Genomic DNA, 21,952 nt, shown 5'->3' on the forward strand with positions numbered 1-21,952 from the left:
CATCAGTCATCAGTCATCAGTCATCAGTCATCAGTCATCAGTCATCAGTCATCAGTCATCAGTCATCAGTCATCAGTAAAATGATGACCCACTACCCCGCTGGAAGCGAATACACACTACCCATTCAAACGATAAATATTGCCTAAGCCAAACCAGTTAAGTTACACCAATAAAGCCAAATCGAAGAGACAGGTTACCCAGTGCAGATGCGGCTGAGGGTATCGAAAACATGGCTCAAAGCGTCCCGAAAAAGCATCTGCACACACCCCGCTGGAGGCGAAACATCAGTCATCAGTCATCAGTCATCAGTCATCAGTCATCAGTCATCAGTCATCAGTCATCAGTCATCAGTCATCAGCAAAATGATGACCCACCACCCCGCTGGAGGCGAAAGCAGGTGGATATATGGGATAAGGGTAAACTTCGCCCATGGGACAACCACACATAACATGGGCCGACGCAACAATGGTTGATTAATAATGGCTGGCAGTGTTTTTTGCGCGTGCAGTGTTTTGCGCGTTTGATTACGTTGCCCTTGAATAGCGCCTAGCAATATTGCTATGTTGTTGATTGATAATGGCTAGCTTGTCTTTTTTAAAGGGAAATTATCATATTAAGAAATATGGTTGAGTTTGTATTCAGGGAAGCAGAATGAAAAAACAATTAGAGAAAATCAGCGGCAGTCGCAGAGATATGCTAAAAAAAGCCACTGCAATGGCAGGCATTTTCGCGACGAGTGGCATCGTAGGCAATGTTCAGGCAAAGACACAAAGCACTAATCTTAATTCGAGCAAAATTGAACCCGATTACTTACCCACTCCGAAACAAGTTCCAGCATCTGAAGGTGTTTTACCACTCTCTGGCGGTGCTGGCCTGTACTACTGGGATACAGGTGGTAATGGCCCCGCAGTTGTACTTTCTCATCCCGGTAGAGGTAGCGCATTAACTTGGCCTTATCAACAACCTGTTTTTGCAAAAGCAGGGTTTAGAACAATTGCATATTCAAGACGCGGTTATTATGGTTCACCAGCAGGTTCAAAAGAAGATACCGGCAACTATGCTGATGATCTAAATGCTTTAGTTGAGCATTTAGGTGTAGACAAATTCCATATTTTAGGCCTGGCAGCGGGAGGTTTTGCCGTTTCAGATTATGTGGTTTCTTACCCCGAAAAGCTACTTAGTATGACTATTGTCTGCAGCCTGTTCGGTTTATGGGATAAAAATATCGATGAACGATTAGACTTCATTCTTCCAAAGAGCTTTGGTGATTTACCCCCTGAGTTTAAAGAACTTGGTCCTTCCTATCGCTGGGCACACCCAGAGGGGGTTAAAGAGTGGATTGAAATGGAAAAAAAGTCTAAAGGTGACGGGGTAAGACACGGCCAAAAAGCGAAAAGTAATATTACATGGGAAAAAATTAGAGCTGCTAATGTTCCTACTTTTTTTATTGCAGGTGGGGCTGATTTATATCAACCGCCTTCTATGATGCGAGCTGCCGCTCGAGAACTCCCCCATAGCGAGACACTTGTGGTTCCAGAAGCAGGACACGCTGTCCAGTGGGAACAGCCTGAAACATTTAATCGCTCGGTTCTCGAGTTTTTCAGAAAACACAGTTAAATTCCCTTGGACGAGTTAAAGTTAGATATGTGGGGTCAGGGTAAACTCTATTTGAGTACCATATTTCCTCATCCCACGACTCGGCTTTAGAAGCCTTTATCTAACGCATTTCTGTCCAATAACGATTTTACTTCTGAATACCCAAATCATACCAATAAAGCCAAATCGAAGAGACAATTAACCACGTGTAGATGCGGCTGAGGGCGTTGGTGGCATGGATGCCACCGTCGAGCGCACATGGATGTGCTCGAAGCGTCCCGAAAAAGCATCTGCACACACCCCGCTGGAGGCGAAACATCAGTCATCAGTCATCAGTCATCAGTCATCAGTCATCAGTCATCAGTCATCAGTCATCAGTCATCAGTCATCAGCAAAATGATGACCCAACACCCGGTTGGAAGCGAATCCACACTACCCATTCAAGCGATAAAAATTACCTAAGCCATACCAGTTAAGTCATACCAATAAGACCAAATCGAAGAGACTATTGACCCAGTGCAGATGCGGCTGAGGGTATCGAAAACACACTCCCCCTATCAAGCGATAAATAAACCTATATGTCAGAACTCCATGCTTTATTGGCCACCAGCAAAATTATTTAGGCTGCAACTTTTGCGCTAAATGAGTGGCGTTACGCGCCGTGATCCCATAAATCGATAATTGCGGATTAGCGCCTAAGCTAGTTGGGAAGATAGAGCCATCCATGACCGACAAATTGTCATAATAGTGCGACTCACCATAACTATTGACCATCGCAAGTTTCTCATCCTCACCCATGGGACAGCCGCCCATGACATGAGCTGACGCAACAATGGTTTTAAGTGGGGCTAAATCTAATTCACTTATTACCTTTTTAGCTTGTTGCCAAGACGACAAATACGGCGCTCCTTCGGTGATGGGTAATACTTGCTGCGCCCCTGCAGCAAACTGCAGCTCCGCCATGCTGGCATAGGCTCGCCGTGCTGCACGCCAAAATGCATCCGTCAACGGATAATCCAAACTAAAGCCTTTATCGTTAAGCTGCACCTGTCCGCCTTGGCTGTCAGCATGATAACCGTCACGGACTAGTGCTATGGTCACTTGCAGTTGGTTGAACTTAGCCATTAACTCAGCATGACTTTGCCCATAACCTAAGGTTTTAGAGGCGATTAACACCGGATGTATTGGTGGAACTTCAAGCTTATAACCTAACTCGCCATCGGCATCATCCTGCCAAACAAACTCATCACTGTATATCGACTGCGGCGCCCCTGCATGGCCATTAATCGGATCATTAAAGATCGCGCCACTTAGCAAGGTGGGATGTAAGAAGGTTCTTTTACCTAACAACTTATAGGGGTCTGCCGTTTGCGAGCGCATTAACAAGGTCGGTGTGTGTATCGCCCCCGCGCTCAACAAATAGTGTTTAGCCACCACGTTTACCGTCGCGCCAGTGGGTTTGAGTGATTCATCTAATGCTTGCGCGGTAAGGCCAGTGATTTGCTGACCTTGATGCTGTAGTTGCATCACCTTCACTCGGCTCATCAAGGTCGCGCCAGAATCGAGTGCTGCTGGGATGGTGGTGACCAACATAGATTGCTTAGCATTAACAGGGCACCCCATGCCACAGTAGCCGGTGTTCCAGCATCCGGCGACATTGCGTTTAATAACGGTATATTCCCAACCAAGTTTCTCACAGCCTTGTTTTAATGCCATGTTGTTGCGATTGGGTTCATAAGCCCACTTGGCAATATTGAGGCGTTGTTCCATCTGCTCAAACCATGGGTCCAACTCAGCACGCGACAAGCCTTTAACCTGCTTGTCGCTGGCCCAATAATCCAACGCCGGCTTCGGGGTGCGAATGGATGTCGTCCAGTTAACCGTGGTGGAGCCGCCAACAGCTCGGCCTTGGAAAATACCAATGGCTTTGTCTTTGGTTTTCATACTGGCAGCTTGCTGATAGAGATTTGGGTAAGCTTGTCGCTCCTCCATATTAAAACTACTCGATGACTTGAGTGGCCCCGCTTCAATGATTATCACCGATAAACCAGCCGCGGTTAAAATCTCTGCCGCCACGCCGCCTCCGGCGCCACTGCCAACGATAACAACATCAACCTCAAAGGTTTGTGATTCAACTATGGTGCTACCATCAATATGCTGCCAACCGGAAGCCAGACCGGTTTCAATGGGATCTTCAATACTCAAGGGCTATCTCCAACCACTAAAATGAAGTGAACTAACCTGTGTCATCATCTGATGATTAGGATTCAAAATACTTAGGTTTGTCGTAATGCAAATGATGCCAGTGCTCAGGGCAACTGTAATAACTGGCCATGATCAAATCTCGCAAACCCTGGTAGGCAGTGACCATCATGTCTAAAAAGTGCTCTCGCCAACTCTGCAATAACTGCACTAACTCTTGTGGGCTACGCATCATCAAGGGTGTCATACTGCCGGTGAGCAGTAATAACCCCAAGCGCTGCTCTAATAAGCCCAATAACTGCAACAGCTCTTGTTGCTGATCATCTGGCAATACCGCAATGGTCTGTTCAATCGCATCTAGGGTGCGGGTTTGTGCTGCTAGTCGATGCGCTTCTACAGTGGGAAATGCACCATCTAACACCACAGGCAACAGCACTGAAAATAACAGCCTATGAGGGTTATCTAGCGCAGGATTAATATTCACCGCTGGCGGTGAATACACATTGACCCCAAGGGCCAACGCGCCTGTGCCAACCAAGGCAGTCGCTAAGAATGTCCGACGCTTCATAAGCTTAACTCCAGCTCTGTATGGTTTAAATAACAACAGTGACTAAGGTAACCCAAATAACACTACCCGTTTAATGAAGACACTGTGATAGCATAAAGGTTATTGCACAACTGGGCTGATAAAGACTACGCCGTCGGTTGGCTATAAACCTGATATTAATAACAATAACCATTAATTAAACACATGTTTTAATTTTCAGCAACAGTCTAAGATATGAACACAGAAACATTCAGTCCACCTTGGTGGGCTAAGAGCCCTCATGTACAAACGATTCTTCCGGTACTGACTAAAGTGGACAGACCAGAGTTAACACGTCAGCGGATAGAGCTAGATGATGGCGACTTTATTGATTTAGATTGGTTGGCCGCACCGAAACCCTCACAGCCGCTATTGGTTTTATTGCACGGACTGGAAGGCAGTGCAGATTCTCACTACATTCGACGTATGCTTCGCCTATGCCAGCAGCGCAATTTGGCGGCGGTGGTGCATCATCACCGCAACTGCTCAGGAGAAAACAACCGCTTAGCTCGTAGTTACCACAGCGGCGATACCGGTGACATCGCTCAAGTGCTGGCCCAGTTAAAACAAGCTCATCCAGATAGCCCAATCTTAGCGGTCGGCTACAGCTTAGGCGGTAATGTGCTGACCAAGTACCTTGGTGAACAGCAACACAACAGCCTGATTGATGCCGGTGTTGTGGTATCGGCTCCCTTGCAACTGGCGGCCTGCGCCGAGCGACTTAAAAGTGGATTTTCTCGCGTGTATCAAAGCCACCTGATCAAGCAGTTGCAACAAAAGGTCCATGACAAACTGAGCGATGCCAAGCTTGCCTCGCAAATGCCAGTACAAGCCACTCAAGTGAGTCAACTCACCACCTTCCACCTATTTGATGACCAAGTCACAGCGCCACTACATGGCTTTAACGGTGTTGAGGACTATTACAATAAGTCCAGCGGGTTACCTTACCTGCAACATATCGCTAAACCGACGTTAGTGCTTCATGCAGCCGATGATCCCTTTATGAATGACGCAGTGATTCCCAACAAAAGTCAACTATCAGATTCTGTCGTTTATGAGTTACACCCCCGCGGGGGTCATGTTGGTTTTATCAATGGCGGTACACCTTTGTCACCGCAATACTACCTCGAACCTCGAGTGGTTGATTTTCTCTATTCGCAATTAAGGTATAAGCGCCATGCTAGTTCCATTTGATGCACTAAAACAGCTACCCAAAGCCACCTTAGACAATATGATCAAAGAGTATTTGCTGACGCAACTTGAAGACGGCAGTTTTTCAAATCTTGATGAGTCGGCATTAACGCTGGCAATCAGTCAGTGTATGCAAGCACTTCAGCAGGGGTTACTGGTTGTAGAATACAGCGAGGAAGACGAGTCCATTGCGATTCGCCCGCTTAAGGATACCGTTAATAATTAGAGCGTGTTGAGCTTTCGAGCTGATTTTTGCAGCAGTTTGTGGGTTCGGCTGCAAGCGTTTTACTTTTTGTTGAGCGGTATTTTGCTTAGCATGCTAGGCGTCAGACAACTAGCCGCCCGTCACTCGTTACGATTAAAACGCTTGTATTTAGAACAAAATTTAACCACCAAAAATCAACACGCCCTCAACAATATCATCGCCATCCATTGACCTCGCGTAGCTGTGTGCCGTATAACTGTCTGTTCATTGATACGCAATGAGTGCCCATTAAGGTGTATTTAAACGCAAATCGCGCGACCTAGGTAATCACATGTCAGCTAAACATCCTATTATTGCTGTGACAGGCTCGTCAGGAGCCGGTACCACGACAACGACCACAGCATTTAGTCATATATTTCGCCAACTCGGCATTAATGCCGCTGTGGTTGAAGGTGATAGCTTCCATCATTACACTCGCCCAGAAATGGAGCTAATGATCCGTAAAGCTCAGAGCGAAAACGGCAACATTAGCTATTTTGGACCTGAGGCCAATGATTTTGAGCGCCTAGCAAAGTGTTTTGCCGATTACAGCGCCACTGGCCAAGGGGAAACGCGCGCCTATTTACACACCTTTGATGAAGCTGTCCCCTTCAACCAAATGCCTGGCACATTTACCCAATGGCAGCCGCTACCTGATAATACCGATATGCTGTATTACGAAGGGCTACATGGTGGTGTAGTGACTGACGATCATGATGTGGCGCAGCACGTTGATTTACTGATCGGCATGGTACCCATTGTTAACCTAGAGTGGATTCAAAAAATTATCCGCGATACCTCGGACCGTGGTCATAGCCGCGAAAAAGTCATGGGCTCGATTGTGCGCAGCATGGATGATTACATCAATCACATGACACCGCAGTTCTCTCGCACCCATATTAACTTTCAGCGAGTCCCTACGGTCGATACATCCAACCCCTTTAGCGCTAAAACCATACCAAGCCTCGATGAAAGTTTCGTTGTGATCCGCTTTCGCGGCATAAACAATGTCGACTTTCCCTATTATTTAAAAATGATTGATGGCGCGTTTATGTCGCGCATTAACACCTTAGTGGTCCCCGGCGGCAAAATGTCACTGGCGATGGAATTAATTCTGACACCTTTGATTCGCGATCTCATGGAAAAACGCCAACAATTATTGTCTTTAGACAACGAATAATCTTAACCAAACCCGCATTTACATAGACAGCCACTCGTTGGCTGTTTGCCAGCTCAAATAAGATAAAATAAAGCCCACCAAAGGTTTAGCTTAGGATTAATTATGCTTTGCTAAGCATTGCGAATCACCAGCAAGGTAAATCTGCAATTTCCTTTAGTATCACTAAGTTAACCTTAAGTTTCATTTAAGTATGTTAGCGTAAACTTCATTTCATCGGGATTTCAGGCGAAAGACTGATAAGTTAGCTTACTCTTGGAAGTGAATTCCCCCATCTTGATCTGTTTGTTTCCTTGAGTTCGCTAACTACCCGATAACCTCCTCACCGCAACGTTTCTCATCTCTGTTAAAACGACTCTCAATCACTTGTTTATTTGTTGCTGACAGCTTCTTTGGCTCTTGTTGCTATGACTCTTACTGTTTTGGCTCTTGTTTCTTGGCTTTTATTACTTTGCTAAGGCAACCTAAGCTTTGCGAGCTAACAGGTTCGCTAGACAGGCTGATAGATGATTAGCGTCTTGCCTAGGCATAGGCGACATTTGCTATGCCATAGGCTACAAAAAAGGAGCCGAAGCTCCTTTTTGTTATGTTTGACTTAACCGGGATAATTAACTGATAAACCCTGTTTTATCTGATTACTCACCAAGCGGGATCACTTCGCGGTAAGGTTGTTTAGCCTGATAAGTTTGCAAACGTGCCTCAAACTCATCAGAGCGGTTAATCTCAGCGGTCTGCTTAAGTGCATCAATGGCTTTTTGCTGAGTCTTCACCGCCAACTGGAAATCACCTAATTCAGCATAGGCTGCAGCCAGGTTATCTAGATTGGTCGGGTCTTGCTCATTAAGCTTCACCAAGCTTTGGGCAATTTCCACCGCTTTATTACCATCGCGGTATTCCGCTTCTGGGCAAGTTGCTAATATCCACGCAACGTTGCCTAGAGACACATCATCTCCTACGGCATTGAAACGCTCAACGGCTTTACCGCAATTACGCTCAACGCCTTTGCCACCAGCAGCATAAATAAATCCTAAGCGAAACTCTGCCCACTTACTGCCTTGTTCACTGAGCGACAAATACCAACGCTCAGCCATGGCGAGGTTTCGGCTAACTATATTGCCTTCAAATGTTAGGTCAGCCAATGTTTGCTGCGCTTTTTCATGACCTTGCTCTGCAGCACGCTGCATCCACGCTAAGCCAAGGTCTCTATCAGCTGTCACAAATCGGCCCGACAAATACATCAGACCTAATAAAAATTCGGCTTCGGCGTCACCATGGTTGGCGCGCACCTCAATATGAGCCAGTTTACTGGCCTTAACTTCGTTTTCTGGTTGCGGCAGTGAAAACGCTTGTACACTGCTGGTTGCGGCAATACCGCACACTAAGCTTAAGCTCATGATTAAAGAACGACAATTCACAATACTTATCTCCCAACCTATCTATTTACCTTGGTGCAACACACGTTTTTGCTTATTCATTCAATTTTGTCAGTGTGTGTAAATCGTGTTAGCACTACCACGACTCCTTGCACCGTACCAAGAATGGCATAGCAAAGTCGAGAAAAATACACTCAAGATTGTAAAGAACAATAAATTTTTGCCATTTAGGCTAAGCTAACAATTGCGACGAATGTGATTTGACCTACAGAGTTTCTGTAATAATTATGCATTTAGTCGGTATTGGTTGACATATATTGCTAATGTATCAAAATATCCAACCATCATATTAGCGATTTACGTTACCTAGCTCCCGAGAATCAGACTTCTATCAAGTTTTTCAAGGCCTAATTGACGTAAACTGCTTATTTAGCATATTCTTGTATTTTAATTAAATTGTCGAGGAACACAGGCATGGCTCTGATTGGTAAGCCGAAACCGGATCCAACCTTGGAATGGTTTTTATCACACTGTCACATTCACAAGTATCCAGCCAAAAGCACGTTGATCCACGCTGGTGAAGACTCAGACACCCTTTATTACATCGTCAAAGGCTCTGTGGCTGTATTGATCAAAGATGAAGAAGGCAAGGAAATGATCTTGTCTTACCTTAACCAAGGTGACTTCATCGGTGAGCTTGGTCTGTTTGAAGAGCAAGCTGAGCGTACAGCTTGGGTACGTGCTAAACAAGCGTGTGAAATTGCAGAAATTTCTTACAAAAAGTTTAAGCAGCTAATCCAAGTAAACCCAGAAATCTTGATGAAGCTATCGTCGCAAATGGCGTATCGTCTACAAAGCACCAGCCAGAAAGTGGGTGATTTAGCTTTCCTAGACGTTGCAGGCCGTATTGCACAAACTTTATTGCACCTAGCTAAGCAGCCTGATGCGATGACTCACCCTGACGGTATGCAAATCAAGATCACCCGCCAAGAGATTGGCCAGATTGTTGGTTGTTCACGCGAAACGGTGGGCCGTATCCTAAAGATGCTTGAAGAACAAAACCTTATCCAAGCACACGGTAAGACAATCGTGGTTTACGGTACCCGATAAGTTAACATTAAGTTAGGTTTAATAGATCTTCGATAAAGTGGCCTGAGATAATCTCAGGCCACTTTTTTTTATTGGAGAGCGTTAGTGCTAAACAAAGCTTTACGTAACTCGATAGCGCTGCTTCTCAGCGTATCTAGTACGACGTTTGCCACTTCGTTAGTCGAACTTGAACACAATCAAGCGAAAGATCTTGTCAGTGAAGGCAAAATCTTACCCTTAGATATTACCCTGTTTCAGGTGCAAGATTTCTGCGCCGGAAAACTGCTCGACGCCAACCTATTCCAATATCAAGGCCATTGGGTTTATGAGCTTAAAATAAAGCCCAAGCGGGGTAGCCGCGCCGCCATCATTGTTGATGCTTCAACAGGGGAGCTGCAACCTAACAGCAAGCTACCAAAGAACTGCCGTCCGCCGGACTAATACCAGTCACAAAACATGTTATCTAAAATAGCGGTTTAACATCCCCCCCTGCCCTATTGACCATTAAACAGGTATAATACAGCTCGCATTGCCCTAGTATTTGACATCTTCCGCTCGACATAACATGCTGAGCTTGGCAGACGTTAAACTAACAGGCCGACTAAACTTAGATAACGCATTGACGCAAAGGTGAAAAGGTAATATGAAATTACTGCTCGTTGAAGATAATACCCTGCTAGTTGAAGAGTTAGAAAAACAGTTAAAGCAAGCCGGTTATGTTACCGATGTCACGGACAAGGCGACCGAAGCAGACTATTTGATCAAGGAGACCAATTATGACTGCGTCATCCTCGACATTGGCTTACCTGATGGCAATGGATTAGAACTGCTAGAATCATGGCGTAACCAAGGCATTAACACGCCGGTTATCATGCTAACAGCACGTAGCCAGTGGCATGAAAAAGTTGAAGGCTTTAATGCTGGTGCAGACGATTACCTAGGCAAGCCTTTCCATACCCAAGAGCTATTAGTGCGCATTCATGCGCTGATTCACCGAGCTCATGGTAAAGCCAACACGCCAAGTAAAGAGCTAAGCTTTGAGGGTGTCACACTCGATGAGAACCAGCAAAGCGTGCAGGTCAATGACACCATCTTTGAACTGACGGCGATGGAGTTTCGTCTACTAAAAATCTTTTTGATGTCGCCTAAAAAGCTACTTTCAAAAGCGCAGCTCACTGACAAGCTGTATCAGTTTGACGATGAGAAAGAGAGTAACGTCGTAGAAGTCTATGTCACTCACCTACGTAAAAAGCTAGGTAAAACTGCCATTGAAACCCGCCGAGGCCAAGGTTATATCTTCCACGGACTCCATAAGTAAGCATGATTTCAATTCGCAGCAAGCTAAGCCTGTGGCTCACAGGCTTAGTCATCATTGCGACCTTAGGTGGGCTGGTTTTATTTGAAACCATGCTACGCCAAGCGTTTCATGATTCAATTATCGATCGCTTAGAAGAAGATTTAGAACAAGTTTTACTGGCCGTAGAGTATGAAAACGGCGAGATCTATATTGACCAAAGTGAATTATCAAGCTTCTATAACCCCGTCTATTCTGGGCGTTATTTCCAGCTCAATATTGTCGGTAAAGAGCTACGCTCCCGCTCCTTATGGGATCAGCGCTTAGAGGTTAAAACCCTTAACGCTGGTGAAACCCGGGTTTGGCAAACCAAAGGGCCACAAAATCACGACATCCAATTACTCTCTTTGGGATTAAGTGCCGATACCCTATCGCTACCTGCGACCATTACCGTTGCGCAGGATTTAAGTATTGGCCGTAAAGTCTTTAGTCAAATCTACGGAACGAAACTTGGTATCAACTTAGCGCTATTGCTGGCGATGATCACCGGGATTATTCTGGTGCTTAGACAGTCATTCAAACCTGTGAACGAGATGCAGTTGGTACTCAATAAGCTACGCGAAGGTGAAATTAGCTCTTTAGATGTCGATAAAATTCCACAAGAATTACAGCCCTTAGCGACGACTTATAATGATTTGCTGGTGTATTCAAGCAAGCAGATTGAACGCAGCCGCAATAACCTTGGTAACCTAAGCCACGGACTGAAAACGCCATTAGCGGTTATGCAGCAGCAGGTTGAGGCCTTAGGGCTAAAAGATCCTGATGCGGCTATCGCCATGCAAAAACAGTTAGATCATATTCATAAAATGATTGAGCGAAAACTCGCTGCTGCCCGGATCACCGGTGATATGCTGCCTGCGGCGCAAATGCAAGTCCCTAAGGATCTACAGGACCTTTGTCAGACCTTAGCTAAAGTGCACCATCATAAAGCGATTAACTGCCAAATTAGCGTCCCAGAGGACGTATCGCGTTTGCCTATTCACCGCGAGGACGGCATGGAGCTTATCGGCAACTTGCTCGATAATGCCCACAAATGGGCCAACAGCCAAGTGAGGGTGGTGATCACCGACCAACAAGGGCTGACGGTCACCATCGAAGATGACGGGCCGGGTGTTGAAACTCATGAATTAGCGCTGCTAACCAACCGTGGCAAACGTTTAGACGAAGACACGATGGGCCATGGCCTTGGGCTATCGATTGTGAAAGATATCGCCGAGCAATATCAAATAAGTTTGCGCTTTGAGCACAGTCTCGAATTAGGCGGACTTTGCGTCTCGTTAACCTTCAAAGCATAAAAAAAGCCAGCGATACGCTGGCTTGCTTATTAATAACACATCTTAGTTAGCATTGGTGCTTTCAAATATCTTATCAGCAGATGCGGCAACAAAGCCTGTGTATAGCTCGCCATCCGCTTTAGGGTAACGTAGTGCGAACTCATAAAAACAGCTTGGGATCTCTTTGCTAATGTCACTAAAGGCCACTTCAATCTTATCAGCCATGGTTGAAGACTGCTCTAATAATACCTCTTTAGAGCCTTTCACTTCACCGCCGGCACTATTTAGCACAAAGTCACCCGCTTTAAGGGTATCGTTGACTTCAAGTATGGTGTTATATCCTGGCAGGTGGTTAATCGATACCGTAAAGTGGTTAGCACGATAACCAAACGCAGCAACCCATGCAGCATATTCGCTCTCGGCAAGTAGGCTTTGATAAGTGTCAAAATCTAATTGCCAATGGCGACCTGAATAGAGAAAGTCATCTGCTGTGGTCGCAGCGCTATCTACTTGCTCTATCAAGCCTTTCACAGTGGCTTGCAACTGCGGGCTAAATTCTTCTACCAATAACTCAGAAATAAACACTTTTGGCTGCGTGATATCTGGGTGCTCAAAATGTTTAGCTTTTAGCTTTTTAGCCTCAAAGTTGTAATCGCCGCAGGCCACATAACCTAGCGACTCAAAATGTGCAGCAAGCACATCTAAATTGACTTTAGCGAGGTTAAAGGTACGTAGTGCGATATGGTCATTGATAATCTGCTCACCACGAGAAAGTAACTGATGCACTTTCCCTGCTGACGGTGTCATTTCAACGTAATCATTCCATAGTGATTCAAATAGCTTGTTAATATCTGTGTGCATCAATTTTTCCTTAACGGCATCGTGTGCCAGTATGCTGGCGGCTGTTATCATTATCACGATATAAGTACAGCTTGAGCTTAATAGCACTCTGTACAAAAAAGGGAAACCATTGCAATGATTTCCCCAACTTCAATCTTTAAATCGTCAGACCTGGACTCAGGTTAGCTGGCAGTGCAACCGAGTCAGCCTCTACTGAAGCGACCGGATACGCACAGTAATCAGCTGCATAATAAGCGCTTGCTCTATGGTTACCTGAAGCACCAACACCACCAAACGGCGCAGCACCTGAAGCACCGGTTATCTGCTTGTTCCAATTGACAATACCGGCACGAATACGTGCTAAGAAGTAATCATAGTCTTCACGGCTGTCGGCCAAGATACCGGCAGATAATCCATAACGGGTGTTGTTCGCCAGTTTAATGGCTTCATCAAAGTCGTTATAACGCACCACTTGTAGTAATGGGCCGAAGTACTCTTCATCAGGAAGTTCGATGACTTGAGAGACTTCAATTAACCCAGGAGACACTAGACCCGTGCCCTCTTGCAAATGCTGTAACTCAACTAAGATATCGCCACCTAAGTTAACAAGGTTGCGCTGTGCTTCAACCATGCCTTTTGCCGCGGCTTCTGAAATCATTGCTCCCATAAACGGCTGTGGTTGCGCATCCCATGGCGCGACTTTAATTTGCTTTATTGCGTCGACCAGTTGTGCGATAAGTGCATCACCTTCAGCCCCTTTTTCGACGTATAGTCGACGAGCACAGGTACAACGTTGTCCAGCTGAAATATACGCAGACTGAATAATATCGTGCACAGCAGCTTTAGTGTCGCTAACACCTTTAATAATGAGTGGATTGTTGCCACCCATTTCTAAGGCAAGGATCTTACCTGGGTCACCCGCGTATTGCTGATGTAAAATATGACCAGTACGAGAGCTACCAGTAAAGAACAAGCCATCGATTTGCGGATGAGCAGCCAGTGCTTTACCCGTTTCAACCTCACCTTGGACCAAATTAATGATACCAGCAGGTAATCCCGCTTTTTCCCATAACTTAACCATCAACTCGGCAGTTTTAGGCGTCAGTTCTGATGGTTTAAATACCACAGTATTGCCCGCAATCAATGCCGGTACAATATGACCGTTTGGTAGATGGCCTGGGAAGTTGTAAGGGCCAAATACGGCCACGACACCGTGAGGCTTATGGCGCAATACGGCACGTCCCGCTGGCGTGTCGTTTTCAGTTGTGCCTGTGCGTTTGTTGTATGCAGCAATAGACAAACCCACCTTGCCAATCATCGCACCTGCTTCTGTCGCTGTTTCCCACTGTGGTTTACCGGTTTCTTGGGCTATCACTTCAGCGATTTCAGCTTTATTAGCCTCAAGTTCAGCGCGATAGGCTTCGATAATTGCGATGCGAGCTTCTAGACCTAACATAAACCAATCAAACTGCGCATCGCGCGCTGCATTAACTGCACTAGCCACTTGCTCTGGCGTGGCCGTTTTGCCTTGCCAAATCTGTTGTTGGTTTGCTGGGTTTGTTGAAGTCACATCGTGACCAAGGCCTTCAACCCACTGGCCATTAATAAATTGAGTCATGATTTTTCCTACATAGCCAAAACACGAATCTGTTCACCGTCCTGCACCATTAATCCATGGGCTAGCTCAGGTGAGATGGTCACATTGTCATTGTCTTCAGAGACATTCAGCCTCGCAGATGTGGCACGATAATTCGCTAATTGGGTATTTGAAATAATAAATTTACTGCCTTGTTCATCGGTATCACCAATAGTGACAGTCAACAGACGACTTTCACGCACGGAACGAATGTCTTGTAACTGACATTCCACCGTAGGGCCGCCATCAAAAATATCCACATAACCTCGGCAGCGGAAACCTTCAGCTTGCAGTAGGTTTAACGCTGGACGCGTATTGGCATGAACCTCACCAATGACCTTTTGCGCTTCTTCTGGCAGTAGACACACATAAACAGCATTTTTCGGCATCATTTCAGCCATAAATGCCTTTTGGCCTAGACCTGAAAGGTAATCTGCCTGCACGAAATCGATACCAAGAAAATGTTTTTGTAACCAGCCATAAAATGGCGAGTTGCCGTCAGCATCACTTTCACCACGCATCTCAGCGATTACCGTTTGGCCAAACCTTTGTGCATGTTGGGCTAAGAACAGGAATCGGCTTCTCGATAACATGCGGCCATTGTTGTTTTTGCGGTATGACTCGCGTAAAAACAAGGTACAAAGCTCAGCAGCGCCAGTATAGTCATGGCACAAGGTCAGTGTTTCGACCTCGTTGCGTACATCGATTTGCTCAGAATGATAAACTTCGGTGCCGAGGCGATAATGATAGAAAGCGTCTTCCATACCCACTGCTGCTTCTAAACCACAAGTACCTACCACCTCTTGGGTCTCAGTATCTTCAAGCACCATCAAATAGCCTTCATCAAATGGCTTTTCGACGTCTTTACTAAAAGAAGCTTCAACACGAGCAATTTTATTTCTCAACAGCTCTTCGTTGACGGGTAAAGAGGTAAACCCATGGCCAGACTCTTCTGCAATCTGATACAGAGCATCAAAGTCAGTTGCACGAATGGGACGTATAATTAACATTTTAGACTCTCCTCAAAGTAAGCGGTCGGCTAATCTCAAATCGATTAACCAGAAACCGCTTACAAGAAATGACATAAAAAAGCGCAGTCTCGCTGCGCTTTAATATCATTTAGCCTGCAACAACTTTCGCTACTGCACGCTCAAATCGAGCCAAACCTTCAGCAATATCAGCTTCAGGGATCACCAGTGAAGGTGTAAAACGAACTACGTTTGCGCCAGCAACTAAGGTCATCAAACCTTCATTTACTGCTGCCACTAAAAACTCTTTGGCGCGGCCTTGGTATGCATCGTTCATCACGCCACCAATCAATAGGCCTTGACCACGTACTTCACTAAATACGTTGTATTTCGCGTTAATCGCATTTAAACCGTCGCGCAATAACTGCTCGCGCTTTTTCACGCCTTCTAACACTTCTGGGGTGTTAACTACGTCAAGAACAGCATTACCAATAGCGCAAGCTAATGGGTTACCGCCATAAGTAGAACCATGGGTACCAATCTTAAGATGAGCAGCAATCTCAGTCGTTGTTAGCATTGCAGCAATCGGGAAACCACCGCCTAACGCCTTAGCCGTTGTTAAAATATCTGGTACCACTTCAGTGCGCATATAAGCATACAGCTCACCTAGACGACCAACACCAGTTTGAACTTCATCAAAAATAACCAGTGCGTTGTGCTTATCAGCTAGCTCACGGATTGCTTTTAAGAACGCAGGATCAGCATCAATAATGCCACCCTCACCTTGAAGCGGCTCAAGCATAATTGCACAAGTCTTATCAGAAATTGTCGCTTCTAGTGCGCTGATATCATTAAATGGAATGTGAGTGATACTTTGCGGCTTTGGACCAAAACCATCTGAATAGGCAGCTTGACCACCTACGCTAACGGTGAAGAATGTACGACCGTGGAAAGCTTTGTCAAAAGCAATAATTTGATCTTTTTCAGCACCAAACTTATCTAGCGCATAGCGGCGTGCCAATTTCAGTGCCGCTTCATTTGCTTCTGCGCCAGAGTTGGCAAAATAAACTTTATCAGCAAAAGTTGCATTAACTAGTTTAGTTGCAAGCTCAAGGGCTGGTTCGTTAGTCATCACATTAGACAGGTGCCAAAGTTTGTTACCTTGCTCAGCTAACGCTGCGGTTAACGCTGGATGACAATGTCCGAGACAGTTCACGGCAATACCACCGGCAAAATCGATAAACTCTTTCCCTTCCTGATCCCAAACGCGGCTACCTTCACCACGAACTGGAATGACAGCCGAAGGCGCATAATTAGGCACCATGACTTCATCAAATTGGGCTCTAGTTAGGTTATTGTTCACGCTCATACCTTTCATCCTTTCATTATTAACATTGGCGTTAAAAGCCAGTATTCCCGCCTTGTACCAGCAAGTTTGTCTGTGATAACGACGGTTGTTTATATCGGTTAACTGACATTAATAACTAAAATGTGATCAAAATACCAGTTTCTTGCAGTCAACTCTGATCGACTTCGCAGGTTAACTGCATAAAGATTTGCACTTTAGTGTTATACAAGCGTTTATAACGGGGGTTTAGGGAATAAATAGTCATAAAAAAAGTTACTAGCGTCTTTTTTCATTAAAAATGCATAGAATATGCATAGGTAGTGAGGAATTATTGCAGCAAAAGCACGATAAAATTGAAAATTGCTGAAAAATAACACAGCTTTTCAGCATAGTGCTCGACTATGCTGAATCTTCCATCCTAGTAAAGCTCTAGTTTACGGTAGTTTTGTGCCTTTAACCGAATGACTTCTTGTTCATTAATTTCATAGTATTCTAGCAATAGACGTCGCTCTTTCTGATCCAGTTGCCGCATTTCTTCCAGCATCAAGATTTTGGCAAAGCAACTTGCTTTAGCAACGAGCTTAGCCTGTACCGATAAATCGGCAAAACTCAGGTTATTATCAAGCTCCGTTTGGACTTGAGCCAGCGGACTCGCCGCAAAGTCCAATAACTCGAGTAGTTGCCAATTGAGCTTATTGCCATGAGTTAACACCAACTGATAGATATTTTCAGCAGGAAATTCAGTCGCTAACACCGCGTCATGAAGCTCTTTGTCTCGACTACCACTGGCCTCCCTCAGCCAATTACCCCAAGTGTCTTCATAGACATTAGCACCATTATTGAGCACCACCGATGTGCCCAGCATACTCAACAGTGCACTGGTATAAATAAAGGCCTTATCGGCTTCATGAAGCTCTGCCAATGCCTTAGCTGCTACACCGGTTATCATGGCATAACGCCATAATTTACGGGTAGTCCACAACAAATGAGCATGACCCGACGGTAGCCAATTACGCAGACAGTAATAGGGAATGACAGTACGCAAATTGTCGACACCAATAAAATTCAGCACCAATTTAATGTCGGTCACTTTCACTTCTGAGCGATGGGAGCGCTTAAGACGAAAAGCTGGGCTATTAACGAGATTGGTGAGATCGCGGGCTAACCAAGGTAAATCGGTGATTAACGGTTGGATGCGATTGATGTTAAGCGAATCACTATTAAGCAATTCAAATAATGTCAGCTGGGATAAATTAATCCCGGAGCTTGCTAGCAAGCCATCTGGCGTGGCTAATTTATTATCAAGTGCACTGGTCACTGTATTAACTAGTTGAGCAGAAACAGCTTCAAATACCTTACGTGCCTCTATCTGTTTCGCCAACCTTGCCATTACGGCCTGACGCTCTATATCAAGTTTATGAGCATCACCTTCTAATTCCTTATCAATTTCATCGAACATGGAAGACGACTTCTGCTTGCCGACTATCAATTGCTTTAGCAACCTATGTTCAATTTCAATAATCTTTCCTGGCCTAACACCGCCAGCAACAGATATTGCCACTTAAAAATTCCCTTACGATTCCTCTATATGGTTAATTTAGCACATAAGCCTACGGAATTAACGTTTGCCGACTAATTAACTCGAGCAGATTGAACTTAATAATGAAAAATAAAAAGGCCCCTTGCGGGGCCTGTAATTATTTTAGCTCTTGCTCAAAGAGTTTATAAATACGACGGTATTCGTCTAACCAGCTAGACGGTTGTTTAAATCCGTGTGGCTCAACCGGATAAATCGCCGTTTCAAACATGGGCTTTTCCAACTCAATTAAGCGTTGTACTAAGCGCACGCTATCTTGGAAAAACACATTATCATCTAGAACACCACTCATGATCAACAATGGCTTTTGTAACCCTTGTGCATGCTCTATCGGTGAACTACGTTCATAAGCAATAGGATCAACATCCGGTGTGTTTAATATATTCGAGGTATACGGCGCGTTATAGTGAGCCCAGTCGGTAACTGGACGAAGAGCCGCACCCGCTTGGAAAAGCTCAGGTTCATTAAATAGTGCCATGAACGTCAAGAAGCCACCGTATGAACCACCATAAGTGCCGACTCGTTGGTCATCGACATTAACATTTTCAGCCATCCATTTAACGCCATCTTTTAGATCTTGAACCTCTGGCGTTCCCATCTGACGGTAAATCGCAGTACGCCAATCACGGCCATAGCCTTTAGAACCACGGTAATCCATATCCATCACAACGTAACCTTGCTGGGTTAATAGGTTGTGGAACATGAATTCTCTAAAGTAGCCTGAGAAACCATAGTGCGCATTTTGCAGATAACCAGCGCCATGGTTAAAGATCACTGCAGGGTATTTGTCAGCATTCTCTTTGGAGTATCCTTGCGGCAAATACACGCGAGCATAAACATCTTTTGCACCGTGAGTAGACGGTACAGCAACAACCTCTGGAGCCTGCCATGGGTACTGCTTAAAGGCGTCACTGGTGTAGTTAGTCAGCTGCTTACGCTCGCCACCAATGGTTTTAACAAACAGCTCTGCAGGTTGGATACGGGTCGATGCCTTAAGCAATAGCTTTTCACCATTTGGACTGAGTTGGTAATCCAACTGTCCTTGCCACTGTGTTAGCTGTTCAGACTCACCGGATTGAATATTGACACGATAGACATTATCAATACCTGGATGCTGCTTATTAGCCTTATAGTAAATATAAGTTTGCTTAGGGCCTAAGGTGATATCACTCACCACATAGTTGCCTTTGGTTAACGCACGAGGCTGACCACCCAGTGACTTAATATATAGCTGTGAATAACCACTTTCCTCAGAAAGGTAATACAAGCTATTACTGTCATTTAGCCAGCCATATTGATTAAAGGTATAATTAACCCAAGCGTCATCATGAAGGCGGTGTTGGGTCTGCAAACTGCCTTTTTTCAGATCCACAGTGGCTATCCAGCGATCTTTATTATCAATCGCTTCAACCATAACCGCTAATTGACCGTCTTTATGCCACTGAATGGCACTTTGGCTCCAGCCCCAATCTTGCATTAACTGAATTTTACGAGGCTGCTGCTCAGCACTATATGACTCACCTTTAGCGGCGGCATTTTCCTTTTTAACGGCTGCGAGCACATCCTCGTTATAACCCGTTAGCCCCTCTATAGTGATATCACGCTTATCTTTAGTTTGCAGATTAAGTAAAACCAATCGCTGGCCAGGGTTATTATCTTCAGCAACTCTTGCACGTGCTGGTACCGCGTCCACATAACCTTCACTACCTAAATAATTAGGCATAATGTCATGTTCACTACGCCAGCTATAACTTTTATCAATCAGCGCTAAAAGGACGTAGCGGCCATCTGGCGATAAACTCAACTCAACGACTCGCTCTTTATCACCTAAATACCAAGCCTCGGCTGTCATAGTTGGATCGACGTCAGCCAGTTGCTGCTGGTATGCCTGCTTTTCTTTAGCGTTATTGTGCTGCATTGAGACATAATCGATAAGGCGATGTTGCTGTTTGGCAATATAGCTAGTCGGCTCTTTTACTTTGCTTGGCGCCTTCGCCATTTGAATATCGGCAATTTGCTCAATTAAGCCTGTTTCTGGGTGTACTTTAAATATTGACTCACCTTGCCAATAAGCTAATGCACCAGAGTTAAGGAATTGAACACCTGTGACCGCTCGGTTGAACTTAGTCAGCTGAGTGATCTCACCAGTAGCCATGGCTTTTACAAAAATATTGCCTTGATAAATGTAAGCTTTGCTACTTTTATCACTATTAAATACACCATGCTTTTGATCAGCTAAATGCAGCTGATTAAGATCTAATTTACTGGCACTGGCGTTAAGCGGTTGCTGGTAGTAATCAAGCAGCGGTGAACTATGGGCTTGACGAGCAAAATAGATAGCGCTGCCATCGTCGCTCCAATACTCACCTTTTGCTAACACGCCCATCCAATCCGGATCAGCCATAATTTGTTTCATAGTTAGCGGCTGTGTGGCACTAGGTGGCGCCACTAAGTTTGTCACTGGTGCTTGTGTTGTGGTCACCGACGCCGATTGGGTCGCTGTAGGTGTGGCTGTACATCCCGATAAAACTGCAATCGCGACAGCGCTAATTGCTGCTGTTTTTAATAAACCTGCCATGGGTTTCCCTTTTGTTGTTATAGCTAAAGATGAAGCTTTACGGGTAAATCATCACCTAAGGCCGTTTTTTTGCCCTTTTTATATCACAAAATGGATCAAAACTAGTGAGGAATGTTGAGATAAGTTGTAACAGATTAAAATACGAGTATGCCAGTTTTGCGAAAATCACTGTGATTGTTTAACAAAGTTAGCCAGCAAGGTTAACCCCTGCTCGGTTAAGATCGACTCAGGATGGAATTGAACCCCGAAGATAGGCAAGCGATGATGGCGAATAGCCATGATTTCTCGCCCCGCTGCAGGGTCATCATGCCAAGCTTCAAGTTCAAACTCAGCAGGAACCGACTCAATAATCAGTGAATGATAACGGGTCACGGTTAACGGGTTGGCCAACCCACAAAACAAGCCGCTATCTTTATGGCTAATGGCACTGGTTTTACCATGCATAACCCGAAAGGCTGGGATGACTTTCGCTCCAAATACTTGAGCAATGGCTTGATGACCTAAGCAAACCCCTAAAATAGGCAACTTGTCAGCAAAGTGCTTAATAACTTGCAGCGATACCCCTGCTTCATTGGGGCTGCAGGGACCTGGGGAGATAACGATATGACTAGGGGCCAAAGATTCAATTTCCTCGATGGAAACTTCATCATTACGTTTTACAACTATCTCGCATTCTAGCTGCTGCAAATATTGCACTAGATTAAACGTAAACGAATCATAGTTGTCGATCATTAAGATCATGGCAAACCTAATTTATATACTATTGGCTAGGATCTGGCGCCGCATGCTACCACAGAGTCCCTAATGGGTCACTACCCAGCAGATGCTTTAAATATAATGCAAAAAGCCAATAAAAAGGCCAGTCGATTGACTGGCCTTTTTAACGATTCACTTCGTGG

At 45.0% G+C, this 21,952-nt stretch carries 19 protein-coding genes; 9 read left to right on the plus strand and 10 right to left on the minus strand.

The window, feature by feature from the left end:
* Positions 1–651 precede the first annotated feature (651 nt).
* Positions 652–1,617, plus strand: a complete 966-nt coding sequence (locus ACHUFW_RS21030) for an alpha/beta fold hydrolase (protein WP_394205861.1) — start codon at positions 652–654, stop codon at positions 1,615–1,617.
* Positions 1,618–1,831: 214 nt separating this feature from the next.
* Positions 1,832–1,996 carry a hypothetical protein gene (locus tag ACHUFW_RS21035; protein ID WP_394205862.1) on the plus strand — a complete coding sequence of 55 codons (165 nt, stop codon included), beginning with the start codon at positions 1,832–1,834 and terminating at the stop codon, positions 1,994–1,996.
* 215 nt (positions 1,997–2,211) lie between these two features.
* Here ACHUFW_RS21035 and ACHUFW_RS21040 read toward each other — a convergent pair whose 3' ends face one another.
* Positions 2,212–3,801, minus strand: a complete 1,590-nt coding sequence (locus ACHUFW_RS21040) for a GMC family oxidoreductase N-terminal domain-containing protein (protein ID WP_394205864.1) — start codon at positions 3,799–3,801, stop codon at positions 2,212–2,214.
* A gap of 55 nt (positions 3,802–3,856) precedes the next feature.
* A complete protein-coding gene (locus ACHUFW_RS21045) occupies positions 3,857–4,366 on the minus strand; it encodes a twin-arginine translocation signal domain-containing protein (protein ID WP_394205865.1) in 510 nt (169 codons plus the stop codon).
* Positions 4,367–4,579: 213 nt separating this feature from the next.
* Here ACHUFW_RS21045 and ACHUFW_RS21050 point away from each other — a divergent pair, with 213 nt between their 5' ends.
* The 3 genes from ACHUFW_RS21050 to ACHUFW_RS21060 all read left to right on the plus strand — a co-directional run bounded on the left by ACHUFW_RS21050 (position 4,580) and on the right by ACHUFW_RS21060 (position 6,999).
* Positions 4,580–5,578 (plus strand): hydrolase, encoded by a 999-nt coding sequence (locus ACHUFW_RS21050; RefSeq protein WP_394205867.1) that lies wholly within the window; start codon positions 4,580–4,582, stop codon positions 5,576–5,578.
* Entirely contained in the window at positions 5,562–5,801 is a 240-nt protein-coding gene (locus ACHUFW_RS21055) for a YheU family protein (RefSeq protein ID WP_394205869.1), read from the plus strand. Before ACHUFW_RS21050 ends, ACHUFW_RS21055 begins: the two co-directional genes overlap by 17 nt.
* 310 nt (positions 5,802–6,111) lie before the next feature.
* On the plus strand, positions 6,112–6,999 hold the full coding sequence (locus ACHUFW_RS21060; RefSeq protein ID WP_028774566.1) for a phosphoribulokinase: 888 nt from the start codon (positions 6,112–6,114) through the stop codon (positions 6,997–6,999).
* A 632-nt stretch (positions 7,000–7,631) separates the two neighbouring features.
* Here the strand turns inward: ACHUFW_RS21060 and ACHUFW_RS21065 are convergent.
* Positions 7,632–8,390 carry a tetratricopeptide repeat protein gene (locus ACHUFW_RS21065; protein WP_394205910.1) on the minus strand — a complete coding sequence of 253 codons (759 nt, stop codon included), beginning with the start codon at positions 8,388–8,390 and terminating at the stop codon, positions 7,632–7,634.
* A 453-nt stretch (positions 8,391–8,843) separates the two neighbouring features.
* Here ACHUFW_RS21065 and crp point away from each other — a divergent pair, with 453 nt between their 5' ends.
* The 4 genes from crp to ACHUFW_RS21085 all read left to right on the plus strand — a co-directional run bounded on the left by crp (position 8,844) and on the right by ACHUFW_RS21085 (position 12,107).
* Entirely contained in the window at positions 8,844–9,479 is a 636-nt protein-coding gene (gene crp, locus ACHUFW_RS21070; protein WP_011864391.1) for a cAMP-activated global transcriptional regulator CRP, read from the plus strand.
* Positions 9,480–9,563: 84 nt separating this feature from the next.
* On the plus strand, positions 9,564–9,899 hold the full coding sequence (locus ACHUFW_RS21075) for a PepSY domain-containing protein (RefSeq protein WP_394205871.1): 336 nt from the start codon (positions 9,564–9,566) through the stop codon (positions 9,897–9,899).
* Positions 9,900–10,101: 202 nt separating this feature from the next.
* Positions 10,102–10,776, plus strand: a complete 675-nt coding sequence (locus tag ACHUFW_RS21080; protein ID WP_394205873.1) for a response regulator transcription factor — start codon at positions 10,102–10,104, stop codon at positions 10,774–10,776.
* A gap of 2 nt (positions 10,777–10,778) precedes the next feature.
* The gene (locus ACHUFW_RS21085) at positions 10,779–12,107 is read left to right on the plus strand and encodes an ATP-binding protein (RefSeq protein ID WP_394205875.1); all 1,329 of its coding nucleotides are present in this window, start codon (positions 10,779–10,781) and stop codon (positions 12,105–12,107) included.
* A 42-nt stretch (positions 12,108–12,149) separates the two neighbouring features.
* Here the strand turns inward: ACHUFW_RS21085 and ACHUFW_RS21090 are convergent, their stop codons facing one another.
* From ACHUFW_RS21090 to ACHUFW_RS21120, 7 genes are all read right to left on the minus strand, one after another.
* Positions 12,150–12,947 carry a DUF1338 domain-containing protein gene (locus tag ACHUFW_RS21090; protein WP_394205877.1) on the minus strand — a complete coding sequence of 266 codons (798 nt, stop codon included), beginning with the start codon at positions 12,945–12,947 and terminating at the stop codon, positions 12,150–12,152.
* Positions 12,948–13,083: 136 nt separating this feature from the next.
* A complete protein-coding gene (gene astD, locus ACHUFW_RS21095) occupies positions 13,084–14,544 on the minus strand; it encodes a succinylglutamate-semialdehyde dehydrogenase (RefSeq protein ID WP_394205879.1) in 1,461 nt (486 codons plus the stop codon).
* An 8-nt stretch (positions 14,545–14,552) separates the two neighbouring features.
* Complete coding sequence (gene astA, locus ACHUFW_RS21100; RefSeq protein WP_394205881.1) at positions 14,553–15,572, minus strand: arginine N-succinyltransferase; 1,020 nt, start codon at positions 15,570–15,572, stop codon at positions 14,553–14,555.
* Between the two features lie 109 nt (positions 15,573–15,681).
* Positions 15,682–16,899, minus strand: a complete 1,218-nt coding sequence (locus ACHUFW_RS21105) for an aspartate aminotransferase family protein (protein WP_394205882.1) — start codon at positions 16,897–16,899, stop codon at positions 15,682–15,684.
* A gap of 397 nt (positions 16,900–17,296) precedes the next feature.
* Positions 17,297–18,439, minus strand: coding sequence for an HDOD domain-containing protein (locus tag ACHUFW_RS21110; protein ID WP_394205884.1), 1,143 nt, complete (start codon positions 18,437–18,439; stop codon positions 17,297–17,299).
* 136 nt (positions 18,440–18,575) lie between these two features.
* The gene (locus ACHUFW_RS21115; protein ID WP_394205886.1) at positions 18,576–21,053 is read right to left on the minus strand and encodes a S9 family peptidase; all 2,478 of its coding nucleotides are present in this window, start codon (positions 21,051–21,053) and stop codon (positions 18,576–18,578) included.
* Between the two features lie 165 nt (positions 21,054–21,218).
* A complete protein-coding gene (locus ACHUFW_RS21120; protein WP_394205888.1) occupies positions 21,219–21,794 on the minus strand; it encodes an anthranilate synthase component II in 576 nt (191 codons plus the stop codon).
* Between the last annotated feature and the right edge of the window lie 158 nt (positions 21,795–21,952).

This window comes from Shewanella waksmanii (assembly GCF_043643685.1).
GTDB lineage: Bacteria > Pseudomonadota > Gammaproteobacteria > Enterobacterales > Shewanellaceae > Shewanella > Shewanella waksmanii_A.